Origin of the sequence: Chroococcidiopsis sp. CCNUC1 (genome assembly GCF_023546805.1) — a bacterium.
In the GTDB taxonomy this organism is placed as follows: Bacteria; Cyanobacteriota; Cyanobacteriia; order Cyanobacteriales; family Chroococcidiopsidaceae; genus Chroococcidiopsis; species Chroococcidiopsis thermalis.
The window spans coordinates 5,403,869-5,420,779 of the sequence record NZ_CP097480.1 but is presented as its reverse complement, the minus strand read 5'-3'; the positions used below and the strand labels follow the sequence as shown (position 1 = coordinate 5,420,779).

Annotated in this window: 16 protein-coding genes; 11 read left to right on the top strand and 5 right to left on the bottom strand. The window is 46.0% G+C overall.

What is annotated here, in order from left to right:
- Nucleotides 1-100 precede the first annotated feature (100 nt).
- Nucleotides 101-244, bottom strand: coding sequence for a hypothetical protein (locus M5J74_RS25035; RefSeq protein ID WP_158265858.1), 144 nt, complete (start codon nt 242-244; stop codon nt 101-103).
- Nucleotides 245-374: 130 nt separating this feature from the next.
- Between M5J74_RS25035 and M5J74_RS25030 the strand changes: the two genes are divergently transcribed.
- The 9 genes from M5J74_RS25030 to M5J74_RS24990 all read left to right on the top strand — a co-directional run bounded on the left by M5J74_RS25030 (nt 375) and on the right by M5J74_RS24990 (nt 9,668).
- Nucleotides 375-2,351: a phosphodiester glycosidase family protein gene (locus tag M5J74_RS25030; RefSeq protein ID WP_219336001.1), complete on the top strand. Its 1,977-nt coding sequence runs from the start codon at nt 375-377 to the stop codon at nt 2,349-2,351.
- Nucleotides 2,352-2,678: 327 nt separating this feature from the next.
- On the top strand, nt 2,679-3,098 hold the full coding sequence (locus M5J74_RS25025) for a phosphomannose isomerase type II C-terminal cupin domain (protein WP_015156712.1): 420 nt from the start codon (nt 2,679-2,681) through the stop codon (nt 3,096-3,098).
- A gap of 85 nt (nt 3,099-3,183) precedes the next feature.
- Nucleotides 3,184-3,510 carry an iron-sulfur cluster assembly accessory protein gene (locus M5J74_RS25020; protein WP_250013858.1) on the top strand — a complete coding sequence of 109 codons (327 nt, stop codon included), beginning with the start codon at nt 3,184-3,186 and terminating at the stop codon, nt 3,508-3,510.
- 150 nt (nt 3,511-3,660) lie between these two features.
- Entirely contained in the window at nt 3,661-4,035 is a 375-nt protein-coding gene (gene rpsL / locus M5J74_RS25015; protein ID WP_015156710.1) for a 30S ribosomal protein S12, read from the top strand.
- Between the two features lie 300 nt (nt 4,036-4,335).
- Entirely contained in the window at nt 4,336-4,806 is a 471-nt protein-coding gene (rpsG, locus tag M5J74_RS25010; protein ID WP_015156709.1) for a 30S ribosomal protein S7, read from the top strand.
- Between the two features lie 133 nt (nt 4,807-4,939).
- The gene (gene fusA, locus M5J74_RS25005) at nt 4,940-7,015 is read left to right on the top strand and encodes an elongation factor G (RefSeq protein ID WP_015156708.1); all 2,076 of its coding nucleotides are present in this window, start codon (nt 4,940-4,942) and stop codon (nt 7,013-7,015) included.
- A gap of 111 nt (nt 7,016-7,126) precedes the next feature.
- Nucleotides 7,127-8,356, top strand: a complete 1,230-nt coding sequence (gene tuf, locus M5J74_RS25000) for an elongation factor Tu (RefSeq protein ID WP_015156707.1) — start codon at nt 7,127-7,129, stop codon at nt 8,354-8,356.
- A 202-nt stretch (nt 8,357-8,558) separates the two neighbouring features.
- Nucleotides 8,559-8,876, top strand: coding sequence for a 30S ribosomal protein S10 (rpsJ, locus tag M5J74_RS24995; RefSeq protein ID WP_015156706.1), 318 nt, complete (start codon nt 8,559-8,561; stop codon nt 8,874-8,876).
- 147 nt (nt 8,877-9,023) lie between these two features.
- The gene (locus M5J74_RS24990) at nt 9,024-9,668 is read left to right on the top strand and encodes an LON peptidase substrate-binding domain-containing protein (RefSeq protein ID WP_015156705.1); all 645 of its coding nucleotides are present in this window, start codon (nt 9,024-9,026) and stop codon (nt 9,666-9,668) included.
- Nucleotides 9,669-9,782: 114 nt separating this feature from the next.
- Here M5J74_RS24990 and M5J74_RS24985 read toward each other — a convergent pair whose 3' ends face one another.
- The 3 genes from M5J74_RS24985 to dacB form a co-directional block, all read right to left on the bottom strand.
- Nucleotides 9,783-10,538: an ATP-binding cassette domain-containing protein gene (locus tag M5J74_RS24985; RefSeq protein ID WP_015156704.1), complete on the bottom strand. Its 756-nt coding sequence runs from the start codon at nt 10,536-10,538 to the stop codon at nt 9,783-9,785.
- A 20-nt stretch (nt 10,539-10,558) separates the two neighbouring features.
- A complete protein-coding gene (locus M5J74_RS24980) occupies nt 10,559-11,113 on the bottom strand; it encodes a hypothetical protein (protein ID WP_250013855.1) in 555 nt (184 codons plus the stop codon).
- A 165-nt stretch (nt 11,114-11,278) separates the two neighbouring features.
- The gene (dacB, locus tag M5J74_RS24975) at nt 11,279-12,829 is read right to left on the bottom strand and encodes a D-alanyl-D-alanine carboxypeptidase/D-alanyl-D-alanine-endopeptidase (RefSeq protein ID WP_015156702.1); all 1,551 of its coding nucleotides are present in this window, start codon (nt 12,827-12,829) and stop codon (nt 11,279-11,281) included.
- Between the two features lie 102 nt (nt 12,830-12,931).
- On the opposite strand from dacB, the gene M5J74_RS24970 reads away from it, so the two are divergent.
- Nucleotides 12,932-14,011 (top strand): hypothetical protein, encoded by a 1,080-nt coding sequence (locus tag M5J74_RS24970; protein WP_250013853.1) that lies wholly within the window; start codon nt 12,932-12,934, stop codon nt 14,009-14,011.
- Between the two features lie 175 nt (nt 14,012-14,186).
- Nucleotides 14,187-14,789 (top strand): hypothetical protein, encoded by a 603-nt coding sequence (locus M5J74_RS24965; RefSeq protein WP_015156700.1) that lies wholly within the window; start codon nt 14,187-14,189, stop codon nt 14,787-14,789.
- Nucleotides 14,790-14,853: 64 nt separating this feature from the next.
- On the opposite strand, the gene ilvB is transcribed toward M5J74_RS24965, so the two are convergent.
- Nucleotides 14,854-16,692 (bottom strand): biosynthetic-type acetolactate synthase large subunit, encoded by a 1,839-nt coding sequence (ilvB, locus tag M5J74_RS24960; protein WP_041463457.1) that lies wholly within the window; start codon nt 16,690-16,692, stop codon nt 14,854-14,856.
- Nucleotides 16,693-16,911 lie beyond the last annotated feature (219 nt).

The window sequence follows — 16,911 nt, the reverse complement described above, 5'->3', positions numbered from 1 at the left end:
TTTTGATGAAACTAAATTATCAAAATATTTATACGATCGATAAAAAGACAAAACTATCATTAAGAGCTACTCAGTTTATTTGGAGAAAATTTTACGAGTATTAAGTATTAAAAAATACTCTCCTTTCACAGTAACCCGAGCGGTCGTCAATCGATCGTCGGACATTAAAGTCATTTCGCGATCGCCGATCGCTGATGAGATACTTTTCTGCGATCGGTAAAAAGCTAAGAAGAATTCTTACCACAGACGTTACATGTAACGTCTCTACACTGACAACTGATAACTGTCATACAATTGACCGTTAGCTATCTTTATGTTAGGAATAGCTACTTGTGCTAATGCACCCAAATTCCTGCTCGATCCTGACTCCTGCTGTGAAACGAAAATTTTGTTTGCTGCCAACTTCAGCATTATTATGGTTGCTAACTACAGCACCGTGGCTGACGTTCACTGCTGCTAATGCTCAACTTCAAGCGCCTGTAACCCCACCTGTTACGCCATCATCCGTACCGCAAAATACCCCCAGCCGTTCCACCACACCAAATGGGCTACTTGCAGCAGGCGATCGCATCTCCTTGAACGGTCGCATTCTATCCGCAGCTTGGCGACAGTGGGAAGCGCAGCCAGCCACAAATAGGATTCAAACGGCAATTAGCGATGTAGGATTGATGCAACTGGGCGTAGACTTACTGAATACTCAGGATGTAACCCGACAACCGATTCGGTGGTTTACGACTCCTGATACTCCACCACTCGTCTCAAGCATCTGGCACAGTGGCGCGTATCGTTATTTAGATCTATCTCAATTAGCAGCAAAAGTAGGTTGGCAACTGCAAAGCGAAGGTGACGTTCTGCGGATTACTACGCCAGCTGCAAAGATTACAGGACTACGCCAGGGTAAACAAACTTGGGGCGATCGCTTGGTAGTAGATTTAGATCGCCCTACGCCCTGGCAGCTAACGCAACAGCCTCCAGTCACTAAACCAAAAGTGCCGCTTGCCGAACTCCCAGACGATCCAAAACAGCAATTACCATCTCAGGCAGTCTCTGCCCTCTCACCTCCATATCAACAATGGAAGATAGCAATCGACGCTGCGATAAATCCTGAATTAGCCCAGCAGTTAAACGCTAATCTAGCCATCCAATTGCCAAAACAGAGCCAGATTTCACCGACTCCTCTCGTTAAATTAGGCACGACTGCCAATCTCACCACGATCGATCTCAATTTACCTGTAGGCATCTTCCCCCGCGTCAGTACCCTCAGCCAACCCAACCGCATCATTATCGATTTGCGCCCCGATCCGATAGTGGAACGGAATATTTTGTGGGCTAGAGGCGTGCGTTGGCAACAAAAGTATATTAATTTAGGTCGCGATCGCTTTCCCGTGACATGGTTAGAAGTCAACCCCCGCACCACAGGACTAGCCCTTAGACCAATTTGGAGTGCAGTAAATTCTCTGATTGGGACTGCCCCGATTGTGACCACCGCTCAACGTTATACAGCTGCTGCTGCCATTAATGCTGGATTTTTCAACCGCAACAATAAATTACCCTTGGGAGCAATTCGTCGCGAGGGGCGCTGGCTGTCTAGTCCAATTCTCAACCGAGGCGCGATCGCTTGGAACGATGCCGGGCAATTTAAAATCGGTCGCTTGCAACGCCAAGAAACAGCGATCGCCTCTACGGGGCAAAGTTTGCCAATCGTCAATCTGAATAGCGGCTACATTCAAGCCGGAATTTCCCGTTATACCTCTGACTGGGGAACTACCTATACGCCCTTAACTAATAATGAAGCGATCGCGATCGTCCAAAATAATCAAGTTACCGCTAATCTGTCAGGCGGTTTAGCCGGAAAAACAGCCTTTCCCATTCCCCTCAACGGCTATTTACTTGCATTCAGGACTGGTAGTACTGCTAATCTACTACCTATTGGTACGCTGTTACGCTTGACCGATGGCACTGTTCCTAGCGAGTTTGCCCAATATCCTCACGCGATCGGTGCTGGACCATTATTAGTTCAAAACCGCCAAATCGTTCTTAACGCCAAAGCAGAAGGATTCAGTGATGCCTTCAGCCGCCAAACTGCCGTGCGTAGCGCTATTGGTGTCACGGCAACAGGTAATTTGCTCATTGCTACAGTTCACAACCGAGTTGGTGGGACTGGTTCTACTTTATGGGAAACTGCCAAGCTCTTGCAGCAAATGGGTAGTATTGATGCTCTCAATCTCGACGGAGGTAGTTCCACCAGCCTTTACTTAGGGGGACAACTCGTCAATCGCTCTCCTGTCACCGCAGCCCGCGTTCACAATGGGTTTGGCATTTTTCTAGAAACAGAAAGCAGAAAGCAGTGACCAGTTATCAGTGACTAGCTATCAGTTATCAGCGCTAATCATTGTCAACTACCAATTACCCATTACCCATTACCAACTACTAACTACCTTTTTTGATGAAGATTATTTAAAGCTTAACGACTAGTAAGTAAAGAATTGATGTAGCCCATACCAATCGGCAAGTTTACTGATGACACTCCTCGGAAGAAGTCTGCTATCTTGGGCTAAGGCTATACTCGACATATTATTGCTATTGCATTGCTATTGCTGCGGTTATTACTGTCACTGTCTTTTGCTTTGGTTCCTTTTATTTTTAATAGTGGATAACAATTATCAGGAGAAAAATTCATGGTTCAAACTCAAGAAACTTCCCAGGCTCACGCGCCTACTCTACCGATTCCTACCGCAGTTGCTCCTAAAAGCGTCGCCGCTACGGAATTACGTCCTTGGGGCTCTTTTACGGTATTAGAAGAAGGGCGCGGATACAAAATTAAGCGAATTGAAGTTAAACCAGGGCATCGCCTCAGCCTGCAAATGCATCACCACCGTAGCGAACACTGGATTGTTGTTTCTGGTACTGCCAAGGTTGTGTGTGGCGATCGCGAAATTATGCTTTGTAACAACCAATCTACCTACGTACCTCAGTGTACCTCCCATCGTTTAGAAAATCCCGGCGCAATCCCCCTGATACTCATTGAAGTACAAAACGGAGAATACTTGGGCGAAGACGATATCGTCCGATTTCAAGATGACTATTCTAGGGGCTAGGGGTTAAGGGCTAGGGATTAAGGTTTAGTATTATACTCTTCATATCACCCTACTCCCTGCTCTCTGCTCCCTACTGCCTAGTTCAATGATTCAAATTAGTCCCTCTGCTGCTAAAGAAATTCAACGACTGCGATCTAAACAGAGCAACCCCGACGCTTTCTTTCGTTTGTGCGTGCAAGCTGGGGGTTGCTCTGGTTTGTTTTACGATTTGAAATTTGACGAGGCAACAGAGCAGAGCGATTGCATTCTATACTGTAACGGTATTGTTGTAGCGATCGATGCCGACAGCTTAAACTACATTCAAAATTTAAAACTCGATTATTCCGAAGATTTAATGGGTGGGGGATTTCGCTTCTCTAATCCTCAAGCGATCGCCACTTGTGGTTGTGGTAACTCTTTTGCTATGGAATGAGGGAGTCGGAAGTGGTGCGTGAAAATATTCTTGTCAACTACCAATCACCCATTACCCACTATCAATCCCACCAGTTTGACATAAATTTACTAAAATCGGTATAATCATAGATCGTTAAATTTAAGCAGCTAAAACTACGCGCTGTAAATCATGCCAACCATACAGCAGCTCATTCGTAACGAACGTCAAGTAGCGAAAAAGAAAACAAAATCCCCTGCTCTGAAACAATGTCCGCAACGTCGGGGCGTTTGTACAAGAGTATATACAACCACACCGAAAAAGCCCAATTCAGCTCTACGAAAAGTTGCTAGGGTTCGCCTAACTTCTGGTTTTGAGGTTACGGCATATATTCCCGGTATCGGACATAACCTGCAAGAACACTCCGTCGTCATGATTCGTGGTGGTAGGGTAAAAGATCTACCAGGCGTGCGGTATCACATCATTCGCGGTACTTTGGACACCGCTGGAGTAAAAGACCGCAAACAAGGACGCTCGAAGTACGGAACTAAGAGACCAAAGCAGTAAGGTAATTCTGCTGCTGACATCATTGCGGTTATAGGATTTTTACTTTTTTTGAGGTGAGATGCCTAAAATCGGAATGAAAGTCAGCGCCAGCAGGCAAAATAACGGTATATCTAACTAGTAAGCTTTACCTGTCGTCATAATAGCTAAAGCTTCGGCTAAGCAAAAGTGCGATCGCGGCGACGCAATAAACGGTGTTAGATGTTTCAACTGCCTTGTGCTAGTTACCTCAAAGCCACCATGCCATGAAAACTTAGTTCTGTTGTTGCCAACCCCAATCAAACTAAACGTAAAGAATAACTTATGTCCCGTCGTGCTGTAGCGCAAAAGCGCCCCATCCCTTCCGATTCCGTATACAACAGTCGCCTGATTAGTATGATGATGCGCCGCGTCATGCGCAGTGGCAAGAAATCGCTGGCAGCAAGAATCATTTATGATGCGATGAAAACAATCGAAGAGCGTACTGGCAACGATCCGCTGGAAACTTTCGAGAAAGCCGTGCGGAATGCTACACCTTTAGTAGAAGTCAAAGCTCGTCGGGTGGGAGGAGCAACCTACCAAGTACCGATGGAAGTCAGACCAGAACGGGGAACGGCACTGGCATTACGCTGGTTGATCCAATTTTCTAGACAGCGTTCCGGTCGTTCTATGTCTATGAAGTTGGCGAACGAATTGATGGATGCTGCTAATGAGACGGGTAGTTCGATCCGCAAACGGGAAGAGACTCACCGGATGGCTGATGCCAACAAAGCCTTTGCTCACTACCGCTACTAAAAAGTTGCTCGAAAAAAGCGATAAAACTAGGCAATATCCCCCTATTTTGGTGGCGGCTTTCCCTAAAAGTATAGAATCTTAACAGAGAGTAATATAGAGATACCTGCGGCAAAAACTACTCAAGGAGGTAGCTGTGGCACGTACCGTTCCGCTGGAAAAAATCCGCAATATTGGAATTGCGGCTCACATTGATGCGGGCAAGACAACAACGACAGAACGAATTCTGTTCTATTCTGGAATGATCCATAAGATCGGTGAAGTCCACGAAGGAACAGCGGTAACTGACTGGATGGCTCAAGAGCGGGAGCGTGGCATTACAATTACTGCTGCTGCGATCACCACCAACTGGAGAGACCATCAAATTAATATCATCGACACTCCTGGTCACGTAGACTTCACGATTGAAGTGGAACGTTCCATGCGGGTATTAGATGGCGTAATCACAGTCTTATGCTCCGTAGGTGGCGTACAGCCTCAAACAGAGACAGTTTGGCGACAAGCAGATCGGTATAAGGTGCCACGCATCATCTTTGTCAATAAGATGGATCGGACTGGAGCAGATTTTTACCGAGTATACAATCAGGTGCGCGATCGCCTCCGCACCAACGCAGTACCGATTCAGCTACCCATTGGTAGTGAAACAGACTTCAAAGGTCTGATCGATCTAGTCAAGATGTGCGCTTACATCTACGGCAACGATCAAGGTACGGATATTCAAGAAGTAGAGATTCCTGCCGATCTGCAAGAGCTAGCACAAGAGTATCGCACGAAGCTAGTTGAAGCAGTAGCAGAAACCGATGAAGCCTTACTAGAGAAGTATCTAGAAGGTGAAGAACTGAATGAAGCTGAAATCCGTAAAGGGCTGCGACAAGGCACAATTGCGGGTACGATTGTCCCCGTGTTATGCGGTTCTGCCTTCAAAAATAAAGGCGTGCAGCGCTTGCTAGACGGTGTTGTAGATTACCTGCCAGCACCTACAGAAGTTCCGCCAATTCAGGGAACAACCGTCAATGGCGAGACAGTCGAGCGCTTTGCTGACGACAATGCACCGCTGTCAGCACTCGCTTTCAAAATCATGGCTGACCCATACGGGCGCTTGACTTTCGTGCGCGTCTATTCTGGCGTGCTGAAAAAAGGTAGCTACGTCCTCAACGCTACTAAGAACAAGAAAGAGCGAATTTCTCGCTTAGTAGTATTGCGAGCAGATGACAGGATCGATGTTGAAGAATTGCGTGCAGGCGACTTGGGTGCGGCATTAGGATTAAAAGACACTTTGACAGGCGATACTTTGTGTGACGACAGTGCGCCAGTCATTTTGGAATCTCTGTTTATCCCAGAGCCAGTCATCTCGGTAGCAGTAGAGCCAAAGACCAAGCAAGACATGGACAAATTGTCCAAAGCGCTGCAATCCCTTTCTGAAGAAGATCCTACTTTCAGGGTTAGTGTCGATCCCGAAACGAACCAAACCGTAATTGCTGGGATGGGCGAACTCCACCTAGAAATTCTGGTAGACCGGATGCTCCGCGAATTTAAAGTGGAAGCAAACGTGGGAGCGCCACAAGTAGCTTACCGCGAAACCATTCGCAAGCACGTCACGAAAATAGAAGGGAAATTCATTCGTCAGAGTGGTGGTAAAGGTCAGTACGGTCACGTTGTCGTTGACCTAGAACCAGGCGAACCAGGCAGTGGGTTTGAATTTGTCTCTAAGATAGTTGGTGGTTCTGTACCTAAAGAGTACATTGGACCTGTAGAACAGGGGATGAAGGAAACTTGCGAATCTGGCGTACTAGCTGGGTATCCGCTGATTGATGTCAAAGCGACATTGACCGATGGCTCTTACCACGAAGTAGACTCGTCGGAAATGGCTTTCAAAATTGCTGGCTCAATGGCAATGAAAGCAGCAGTAGCAAAAGCATCGCCAGTGCTACTGGAGCCAATGATGAAAGTCGAAGTTGAAGTCCCCGAAAACTTCCTGGGGGATGTGATGGGCGACCTTAACTCTCGTCGCGGTCAAATCGAAGGCATGGGATCGGATCAAGGCTTATCCAAGGTAACTGCTAAGGTTCCGCTGGCAGAAATGTTTGGTTATGCTACAGATATCCGCTCGAAGACCCAAGGTCGGGGTATCTTTTCAATGGAGTTTAGCCATTACGAAGAAGTACCTCGCAACGTAGCTGAAGCAATCATTGCTAAAAGCAAAGGGACATAAATGGAGTTGTTAGCTGTTAGTTGTTAGCTGTTAGTTGACTTCTAATCGCTAATTGCTAATCGCTAATTGCTAATCGCTAATCGCTTTCAATAAAAAAGGAACCGAGAACTCATGGCACGCGCAAAGTTTGAGAGAACTAAACCTCACGTCAACATTGGTACAATTGGTCACGTCGATCACGGCAAAACCACGTTAACGGCAGCTATCACCATGACCCTAGCAGCTTTGGGTCAGGCAAAAGCTAGAAAATACGACGATATTGATGCAGCTCCAGAAGAAAAAGCACGGGGGATCACCATCAATACCGCTCACGTAGAGTACGAAACTGAAAACCGCCACTACGCTCACGTAGACTGCCCAGGACATGCTGACTACGTGAAGAACATGATCACGGGTGCGGCGCAAATGGACGGCGCGATCCTGGTAGTATCTGCGGCAGACGGTCCTATGCCCCAGACTCGCGAACACATTCTGTTAGCCAAACAGGTGGGAGTTCCCAACATCGTCGTTTTCCTGAATAAGGTAGACATGGTAGACGATGAAGAATTGTTGGAACTCGTAGAACTGGAAGTGCGCGAACTTTTGAGTTCCTATGACTTCCCTGGCGATGATATTCCCATCGTCAAAGGCAGTGGGTTGCAAGCACTGGAAACAATGATTAAAGCTCCTACAACTGCGCGGGGTGACAATGAGTGGGTTGATAAAATCTACGAATTGATGGATGCCGTAGATAGCTACATTCCTACTCCAGAACGGGATGTTGATAAGCCTTTCTTGATGGCAGTAGAAGACGTATTTTCGATCTCCGGTCGCGGTACGGTTGCAACTGGTAGAATCGAGCGCGGTAAAGTCAAAGTTGGCGAAACCGTAGAATTAGTCGGGATCAGAGGCACTCGTAGCACCACCGTTACTGGTGTAGAAATGTTCCAGAAAACCTTGGATGAAGGTATGGCTGGAGACAACGTAGGCGTACTACTACGGGGTTTGAAGAAGGAAGATATCGAGCGGGGTATGGTAATTGCCAAGCCTGGTAGTATTACACCTCATACCCAATTTGAGTCTGAGGTATACGTGCTGACAGATAAAGAAGGTGGTCGTAAGACACCTTTCTTCGCTGGCTATCGTCCCCAGTTCTACGTACGGACAACTGACGTAACTGGCACAATTACCGCATTTACTGCTGACGATGGTAGTGCTGCTGAGATGGTGATGCCTGGCGATCGCGTCAAAATGACCGTAGAATTGATCAACGCGATCGCGATCGAACAAGGAATGCGCTTTGCAATTCGCGAAGGCGGTCGTACTATTGGTGCTGGTGTTGTTTCTAAAATTGTGAAGTAGAACGACCAGCTATTAACTTAGAGCAGAAAAGCTAAGCCTAATGGGGTATAATGCTTTTCTGCTTTAATTTGTTGTTTGTCACTAATCATTTGTCATTGGTGGTAAATACAAATGACGAATGACCAATAACCAATGACAGCCCAAACGAGTTTCTTATAACTCCAACAAGATTACTGAATAAACCGAACCAAGAAAACTAAAAATGGCTACCCTTCAGCAGCAAAAAATTCGCATCCGCTTACAAGCTTTTGACCGCCGCTTACTCGATACCTCTTGCGAGAAGATTGTTGATACGGCAAACCGGACAAACGCTACAGCTATCGGTCCAATTCCCTTACCTACAAAGCGCCGCATTTATTGCGTGCTGCGATCTCCCCACGTTGATAAAGATTCTAGAGAGCATTTTGAAACTCGCACTCATCGCCGAATTATTGACATTTACCAACCTTCTTCTAAAACAATTGACGCTTTAATGAAACTCGACTTACCTGCGGGTGTAGATATTGAAGTCAAGCTGTAACGCTATTTTTTGAGTTGTAAAATGCTCGTTGAGTTACTGACGGTTGACGGTCGCTCGTCAACTGTCAGCCGTCAACTGTTAACTAATTGTAAACAAATCCGTTAAAGTAAAAACAGGATGCGCAGTTACCGTTTTTACGAATAGACAATGACATCTTCTTCTCAAATAGCGGTGCGAGAACTCCCACTGTTTCCATTGCCAGAGGTAGTGCTTTTTCCCAATCGCCCCCTACCTCTACACATTTTTGAGTTCCGCTACCGAATTATGATGAATACAATTCTAGAAAGCGATCGCCGCTTTGGGGTACTATTGTGGGATCCCGTGCAAGGTCAACCTGCTAGAGTTGGATGCTGCGCTGAAATTATTCAGTATCAGCGTTTACCGGACGACCGGATGAGAGTAGCTACTCTCGGACAGCAGCGGTTTCGGGTCTTGGAATACGTGCGAGAAAAACCTTACAAAGTTGGTTTAGTGGAATGGATTGAAGACAATCCACCACAAAAAGACCTTAGACCTTTGGCACGAGAAGTAGAGCAACTGCTGCGAGATGTGGTTAGGCTATCTGCTAAATTGACAGAACAGGAGATAGATTTACCAGAAAATATTCCCGATTTACCTACAGAATTATCCTACTGGGTAGCCAGCAATCTTTACGGTGTCGCAGCAGAACAGCAAACACTGTTAGAAATGCAAGATACGGCGGCGCGGCTAGAGCGGGAAGCAGATATTCTTAAGTCTACGCGCAATCATTTAGCAGCAAGAACGGTGTTGAAAGATACTTTTGAAGCTTGATAATAATCTCTCAGCCTCTTTTAACAAGGTGGAGATGAAGATCCCCCAACCCCCCTTAACAAGGGGTGATATTTGAAACGATCCCCCAACCCCCCTTAACAAGGGGGGCTTTCTTTAGTGCCATTCTTGGGTTGCTTTTGTTTCAGCTTGGATTAAATTCGCTTTTAATTTGTCCCAGTCAAGTTGACTAGAATTGGACGCATTTTGGCTCAAACGTCCTGCTTGCAGGAATAACACTTGCGTACAAAATTGTTTAGCTAATTCGAGTTGATGATTGACCATTAATATTGTTGTTTGACCGCTATCTGCTAGTTGGATTAATACTTCGATTAAATGAGATGCTTTACCTGCATCCAAAGCAGAAGTTGGTTCGTCGAGTAAAAGAATTTTCGGTTGGGTAGCTAAAGCACGGGCGATCGCAACGAGTTGTTTTTGTCCGACTGAAAGTTGTAGTTCCGTCTTTTCTAACCAGTCTTCAGGGATATTTAGCCGTTCCATCCAATAGGCAATTTGCTGCTGAATTTGCGATCGCGGCATTTTGCGTAAAACTAGAGGGTATTGCAAAGCCTCTCTGACTGTCATTCCCAATAGTTTTGATTCTTGCATTACTAGCGTCACTTGCTGGCGCAACTGAATTGCGGGAATTTGATGATATTCTTTCTCTTCTAAATAAATCGATCCGGCTGTAGGTTCGCTGAGGCGATTGACAATCCGCAACAAAGATGTTTTTCCCGCTCCAGAAGCACCGATAATTGCAATGCGATCGCCTGGAAATGCCTCAAAGGAAATATCCTGCAATAAGTACTGAGAACCTATTGTTGCAGCTAGGCTGACTCCTTCTAGTCTTAATTGTGCTACCTCACTCCTCACTCCTCGCCCCCAGAGTTGAATTAGTTTAATGCGATCGCAGTGGTAACTGTCCAGGCATCAACTAATAATAACAGCAGAGTAAATACCAACAAAATTAAGTACATCCAAGGTTGGGATAAGGGAATGACATCCGTGGTGTCAATTCCAGTTTTTGCTTGTACTTCCCGCACCAATTTGGCAAATCCAGCCACCCGCATCGGGAGTAAATAAGCTTTCCCTTCCTGGCTGAGGAAATAGTATACGAGTCCGCCTTGTCCGGTAGTACGGGGTTTTAACTCTTTGACTTCCGACCAAGGTAAAGACCAACCGTGCCGAAACCACTTAGGAACCCATAGGGGATATGTCACCTGAATTCCTTGGTCATCTAGTATGACTCGTTCGCTGAGTGCGGCGTATAGGGCGATGAAACCGATGCTAATTCCTATCCAAAGCCAAATTGGAGGAACTGGTGCGGCTGTCACTTTTGCTAAAAATGGCAATGGTATGGTGAGGGCTATGTATAGACTCAGCAGTGTAATCCGAATTAAAGGTGAGAGACGGAAAAGAGAAGTTGAGTTATTGACTAATGCGGTCACGATTCTACTACAATTAGTTTTTGCTCTTACTTATTATGAGTGAATTTTAAGATGTCGTGCGATCGCACGGGTATCAATCGATTAGTAATAAACTGAGCGAATATGAAAACGGTTCTCTCAGTCAAGGTAGAATTATCGAGTTTTGAATTAGGGTTTAAATTTAAACTAACAGCGCTGCAAACGAGTTAAAAACAACACGATGCGATCGATTGTCTGTCGCAAAACTGATGTAGGCTGGTCAGATTGATTGACAATAATACTAAAAACTAAAGGTTCGTAATTGGGAGAATTGATATATCCAGACAAAGCAACAACACCACTCATCGTCCCTGTTTTTGCTAAGACAATTCCTTGCGCAGTTGTACCCTGAAAGCGACTTTTCAGAGTGCCGCTCACGCCAGCTATCGGTAAAGAGGTACGATATACAGTAGCAAGGGGTGAATTTGCCATCACTCTGAGAGTTTGGGCGATCGCAACTGGACTAGCTAGATTTTGCCGCGATAACCCCGAGCCATCTGCCAGCACGTAACCAGTAGGATCGACACCCAAGGTAGTCAAAGTCTCTTTGACATTCTGCAAGCCAATTTCAGCCGTCGATCGTGTCGTAGGCGTTAGCTGTACCCTCACTCCCAGTATTCTCAATAAAGCTTCAGCATAGAGATTGTTACTCTGTTGATTTGTCTCCACTAATAACTCTGATAGCGGTGGCGAGACGACAAATGCTATCTCCCGCAGTCCGAGGGTAGACTGCCGCTCTTGTTGTTGCACTAGCTCGTTCCCAGGTGATAACGTAATTCCTGCTTGGGCAAGACTGCGCTGAAAGTGACGTAAAAAATGCGCTTTTGGATCGACCACCGCTAAATTTATTGATTCAGATGGTGCATCAATTCCCATCTGTCCGGTCACTTTGAGTATTGCTGCACCTGAGTCGCGGCTGACGTTAAGGGAAGATTTAGACGCGGGAACGGCGATCGCTTCATTTTCGATCTGCCATTGCATACCCTCTCTCAAGTCAGACCAATTGAGGCGTAGGGGTTGACCGACTTGTTGTGGTATCGCAGTTAACTTGACAGTATTTTGATTCAAAATCAAACTATTGACAGGTGCGCCATAGTCTGCTTGTATATCTTCCCATTGCCAGCTGGGGTTAACGATCGCACCTTGAAAATAATCATCTTCTGCCACTAACTGGCTGATGCGATGAAATTGCTGCTGTTTTACCTGTTTTGCTAATGCTTGCAACTGGATGTCGGTTAAGCTAGGGTCGCCGCGACCGATAACTCGTAAACCACCTGCGATCGTGGGATAAACAGAAGTGCGAATTTGAAATTGCGAACCCAATCTTTGCAAAGCGGCAGCGGTTGTGAATAATTTGACGTTAGATGCTGGAATGAAATAGTTTTGAGCGTCCCGGCTGTATAGCAGATCGCCGCGATTCACGGTTTGGACTAGAATTCCCCAACGGGCGCGATTAAGTTGGGGGCGATCGATCGCCGTGGCGATCGCTGTTTCTAATTGAGCTGGACAAATGGCATTTGTTGCGTTACGTAAAGGCTGCTGGACAATTTTGAAGGATGCATTTAAAGATGCATGTGGTAAAGATGCGTGTGGAATCTTATTGGCTATGGCTGGCAACATCAAGTAGATCTGAGCGTTGGCAATTGTTAGCAGTAGGCTAACTGGTTTGACAATATCTCTAAGAGCAGATTTCATCATGTTTTTGCTGATACATATTGTACGATTTACTTAATCTCCGACCCGTATAATTACTGCCGACTGCGTGTAGACGATGAAATGCGTACAGACGATTAAAACTATATGACTAAAGTACAAATCGCTAAACAATCGCCTGACAAAAAGACTCTTAGCATACCAAATATGGCTCAAAGCAGCGATCGCGAGAGTAAAACGTACTTTTTATTGGCGATCGCCCTGGTTATTGGAATTTGTAGCGCCATTATTGGCGGATTATTATTTGCCCAATATTTAAAATTATTCTCCACCACTCAAATTGACAAAGGCAGCCATCGCGATCTATTCTCCGTGCCACCTGCAACAAAAGTTCCAGCAGCCAATTTAGTCCAAACCGCTTTTGGCAATCAAGTCCAAGTCACGATTATTGCCGTCAAAAGAATCCCTGGCAAGCCAGATGAAGTTAATGTGGAAATGCAGATTGAAAAACTCACAGATACGCCACTTATAGAAGGTACGATTAGCGTTGGTTCGACTATGGCAAGCAATTCCGAAACCAGCGAATTCTATCGAGCCACTGATTTCATGCGGCGATCTTCAGGTAGAATTTCACTCAGTAAACTGCGTCAGGATAAACCCATAGATGCTTATGTCGTCCTCGACGTACCGCAGGGAGTCACGACAATCGATCTGTTTGTCGATCAAACTACGCCGTTTAAAAATGTGCCGATCGCGACTGCAAATCAATTTACTAGAGTAGTTTCTCGCCCTGCAACTCCAAATACAACAGCAATGCAGGCGACTGGTAGCTTGATAATGCAACCAAACGGCTTGATTCGTAAAGCTTTGGATAATAAAGCGCAAGTTCAAGTCATTTCAGCACAACGCTTGAATAATCCCGAATTGGCAACTCGCAATGTTGTGAATGTCAAAATGCGGATTTGGCGGCTGGGTACAAAACAGCCAAATTTTCAGGACGTAATTACCGTCAGCGCCACTACAGCCCGTAACCCCGAAACTAGCGAGACTTACAGAGCCTTTGACTTTCTAAATCGAGCCACTAATCCAGTATTCCTATTTTATCTGCGTCCGCAAACTTATTCGGATGCTTATGTTTGGCTACAAGTACCAGAGGGGGTTAATACTCTCGATCTTTTTATCCCAGAGACGGGAACGTTTAGAAATGTGCCGATTAGTCAGAATTAACGGGAGTCAGTAGGGGGGCACTGCTGTGCGCCCGTACTAGGGAGTTGTGAGGCATAAACCAGGTTTTTACTATATCTATTAGCTGCGATCGCAGTACCAACAACTCTAATTGTGGGGCATAATGGGCGATCGCATTTTAATTCAGCACTAGCACAAAGATTGACAACGATAGACTATGAGTAATTTTTTATCTGGTATAGCTGTTATACTCTCAATTTTGGCATTGGGTTTTAGTGGCTTCACTGCCTATCAAGTGTTTACGCTGCAAGAAAAAATCGCTGCTATTAGCAGTAACGCTAGCACTGGCACATCAGGAACTTCTCAACCAGAGACAACAACGCCAGTGTCGTCTGCTGCATCTGACACTACAGCAACTGCACCCGCCGCTACAAGTGGGATTCAACCGGGACAATTCGTCCAATCTGCTATTGGCAATAAAGCGAAATTAGAGTTATTAGCTGTCAAGCGAATCACAGATCCAGAGGCAAAAACTCGCGATGTAGTCAACGTACAAATGCGAATCCGTCGCCTTACTTCTGAAGTCAGCCCTAGCGACGCAATTAATGTAGCAGGCACGAAAGCCCGTAATCCCGATACTAGTGAAACTTACGAACCAGTAGACTATAAGCGATCGTCAGGCAGCGTTAATTTGTACTTTGTGCGGAAAAATGCCTCATCAGACGCTTACGTGTGGTTGAGAATACCGGAAGGTGTGACGGCGATCGATCTTTTTATTCCAGATACAGGTGCATTTAAAAACGTGCCAATTTCAAGCTGAAACTACTTTTTGATAATGGGCAATTGCAACTACCAACTACCCATTACCCATTCCCCTTACCAACTTAAATCTTCGTGCCACACTCAGGACAGAAGTTATTGCGCGAGAGATTTTGTGCGCCGCAATTGCTGCAATGGACGACCTCTACAGCTTTTTCAGCTTTAGGTTGTTTTGGTAAACCTACCATTTGAGCGTTGCTCTTACCAGGAGGAACCATTGGGTAGCAGTTCTCTTCGCGATTGACATGCACGTCCATCAAGACGGGACCATCGTGAGCTAGCATTTGGGCGATCGCCGTAGCTAATTCCTCTCGCGTAGAAACTACCATTCCTTTGATGCCGTAGGCTTTAGCCAGCAGCTCGAAATCTGGCATTGAAGGTTCCATATTCGAGGAAGAATAACGCTCTCCATAGAATGCTTGTTGCCACTGACGTACCATTCCTTGCCAACCGTTATTGATAATTACGGTCTTGACATTAATGCCAAACTGTGCCAAAGTTCCCAGCTCTTGTAAATTCATTTGGAAACTCGCATCACCGCTGATGCAAATCACCTCTTCATCGGGCAATGCCACCTTCGCACCCATAGCCGCCGGCATTCCAAAACCCATTGTTCCCAAACCTGCACTGGAGATCCAGCGACGGGGACCATTTTTCAAAAATTGCGCCGACCACATTTGATGCTGTCCGACATCGGTAGTGTAGTAAGCATTCGGTGCTTGCTGGCTCAGTTCTACAATCACCTCTTGGGGTGAGAGGCGATCGGCGTGACGCGGCACGATTAGAGGATAATCTTCTTTCCAACTCTCGATTCGCTTGAGCCATGCTTGAGTTTGGTTAGGATTTTGACATCCCCCTGTTTCCTGACATCGCCGCAGCAACTCGACTAAAACTGTCCGCACGTCGCCGACAATTGGCACTTCTGGGGCGCGGTTTTTGCCAACTTCCGCCGGATCGATATCGATGTGGATGACTTTAGCGCGGGAAGCAAACTCATCTAATTTACCAGTCACGCGATCGTCAAATCTTGCCCCAACAGCAATTAATAAATCGCACTCACTCACGGCAAAATTGGCGTATGCCGTACCGTGCATTCCCAACATTCCCACAGCCAAGGAATTGTGTTCGTCAAAAATCCCTTTGCCCATCAAAGTTGTGGTGACGGGAATTTGGAACATTTCTGCCAGTTGTCGAATTTCTGCATGTGCGCCAGAGGCGATCGCGCCTCCTCCCACATATAGTAATGGGCGCTGGCTCTCCCGGATCAACTGCACTGCTTGCACGATTTGGCGGGGATTTCCCTTGACAGTAGGGCGATACCCAGTCAACCTCACCGTTCCTGGTTCTACAGGTACGTAGTCAAATTCTTCTAGCCCCACATCTTTCGGCACGTCAACCAAAACTGGTCCTGGTCTACCCGTACTAGCTATGTAGAAAGCTTCCGCCACAATCCTCGCCATATCAGCGGGATCGCGCACCACGTAGGAATGTTTGACGATTGGCAGGGTAATGCCATAAATATCAGTTTCCTGAAACCCATCCGTGCCAATTGCGGCGCGGGAGACTTGTCCCGTTATAATCACCATCGGAATCGAGTCCATATGGGCTGTAGCAATTCCTGTCACTAGGTTAGTTGCCCCAGGTCCAGAAGTGCCAAAACACACGCCTACTTTACCAGTAGCACGGGCATAGCCATCAGCTGCATGAGCTGCGCCTTGTTCGTGTCTGACCAAAATATGTTGAATCCCACCAGCAGCCTCCGCCCGATATAGCTCATCGTAAATTGGTAAAATTGCTCCGCCAGGATAGCCAAAAATATGTTCGACTCCGTGACGCTTGAGACTGTCAATTAGAGCATAAGCCCCAGTCGCCCGTTTGGGCGTAACTAGAGGCGTAGTAGAAATTGCCGATGAATTCAGATGACCGTTTTTGATGGAAACACTGTGGGTACGAGATGCTCGCACGGGAAACCTCACGCAGTACTTAGTTAACTAGGGGGATACCTGTATTTATATTTTGTATTTTAAATTGCCGATTAATTATTAAATTTACTCTAATGTCTAATATTGAGGATCTCATGACATAGATAAAAAGCGCTGAATCATAGGATAAGTTTTATCTAT

Excerpts from the sequence above, each read along its gene's own strand:
- M5J74_RS25025 (WP_015156712.1), top strand. The coding sequence starts at position 2,679 with ATGGTTCAAACTCAAGAAACTTCCCAGGCTCACGCGCCTACTCTACCG.
- M5J74_RS25020 (WP_250013858.1), top strand. The coding sequence starts at position 3,184 with ATGATTCAAATTAGTCCCTCTGCTGCTAAAGAAATTCAACGACTGCGA.
- rpsL (WP_015156710.1), top strand. The coding sequence starts at position 3,661 with ATGCCAACCATACAGCAGCTCATTCGTAACGAACGTCAAGTAGCGAAA.
- rpsG (WP_015156709.1), top strand. The coding sequence starts at position 4,336 with ATGTCCCGTCGTGCTGTAGCGCAAAAGCGCCCCATCCCTTCCGATTCC.
- tuf (WP_015156707.1), top strand. The coding sequence starts at position 7,127 with ATGGCACGCGCAAAGTTTGAGAGAACTAAACCTCACGTCAACATTGGT.
- rpsJ (WP_015156706.1), top strand. The coding sequence starts at position 8,559 with ATGGCTACCCTTCAGCAGCAAAAAATTCGCATCCGCTTACAAGCTTTT.
- M5J74_RS24990 (WP_015156705.1), top strand. The coding sequence starts at position 9,024 with ATGACATCTTCTTCTCAAATAGCGGTGCGAGAACTCCCACTGTTTCCA.
- dacB (WP_015156702.1), bottom strand. The coding sequence starts at position 12,829 with ATGATGAAATCTGCTCTTAGAGATATTGTCAAACCAGTTAGCCTACTG.
- M5J74_RS24970 (WP_250013853.1), top strand. The coding sequence starts at position 12,932 with ATGACTAAAGTACAAATCGCTAAACAATCGCCTGACAAAAAGACTCTT.
- M5J74_RS24965 (WP_015156700.1), top strand. The coding sequence starts at position 14,187 with ATGAGTAATTTTTTATCTGGTATAGCTGTTATACTCTCAATTTTGGCA.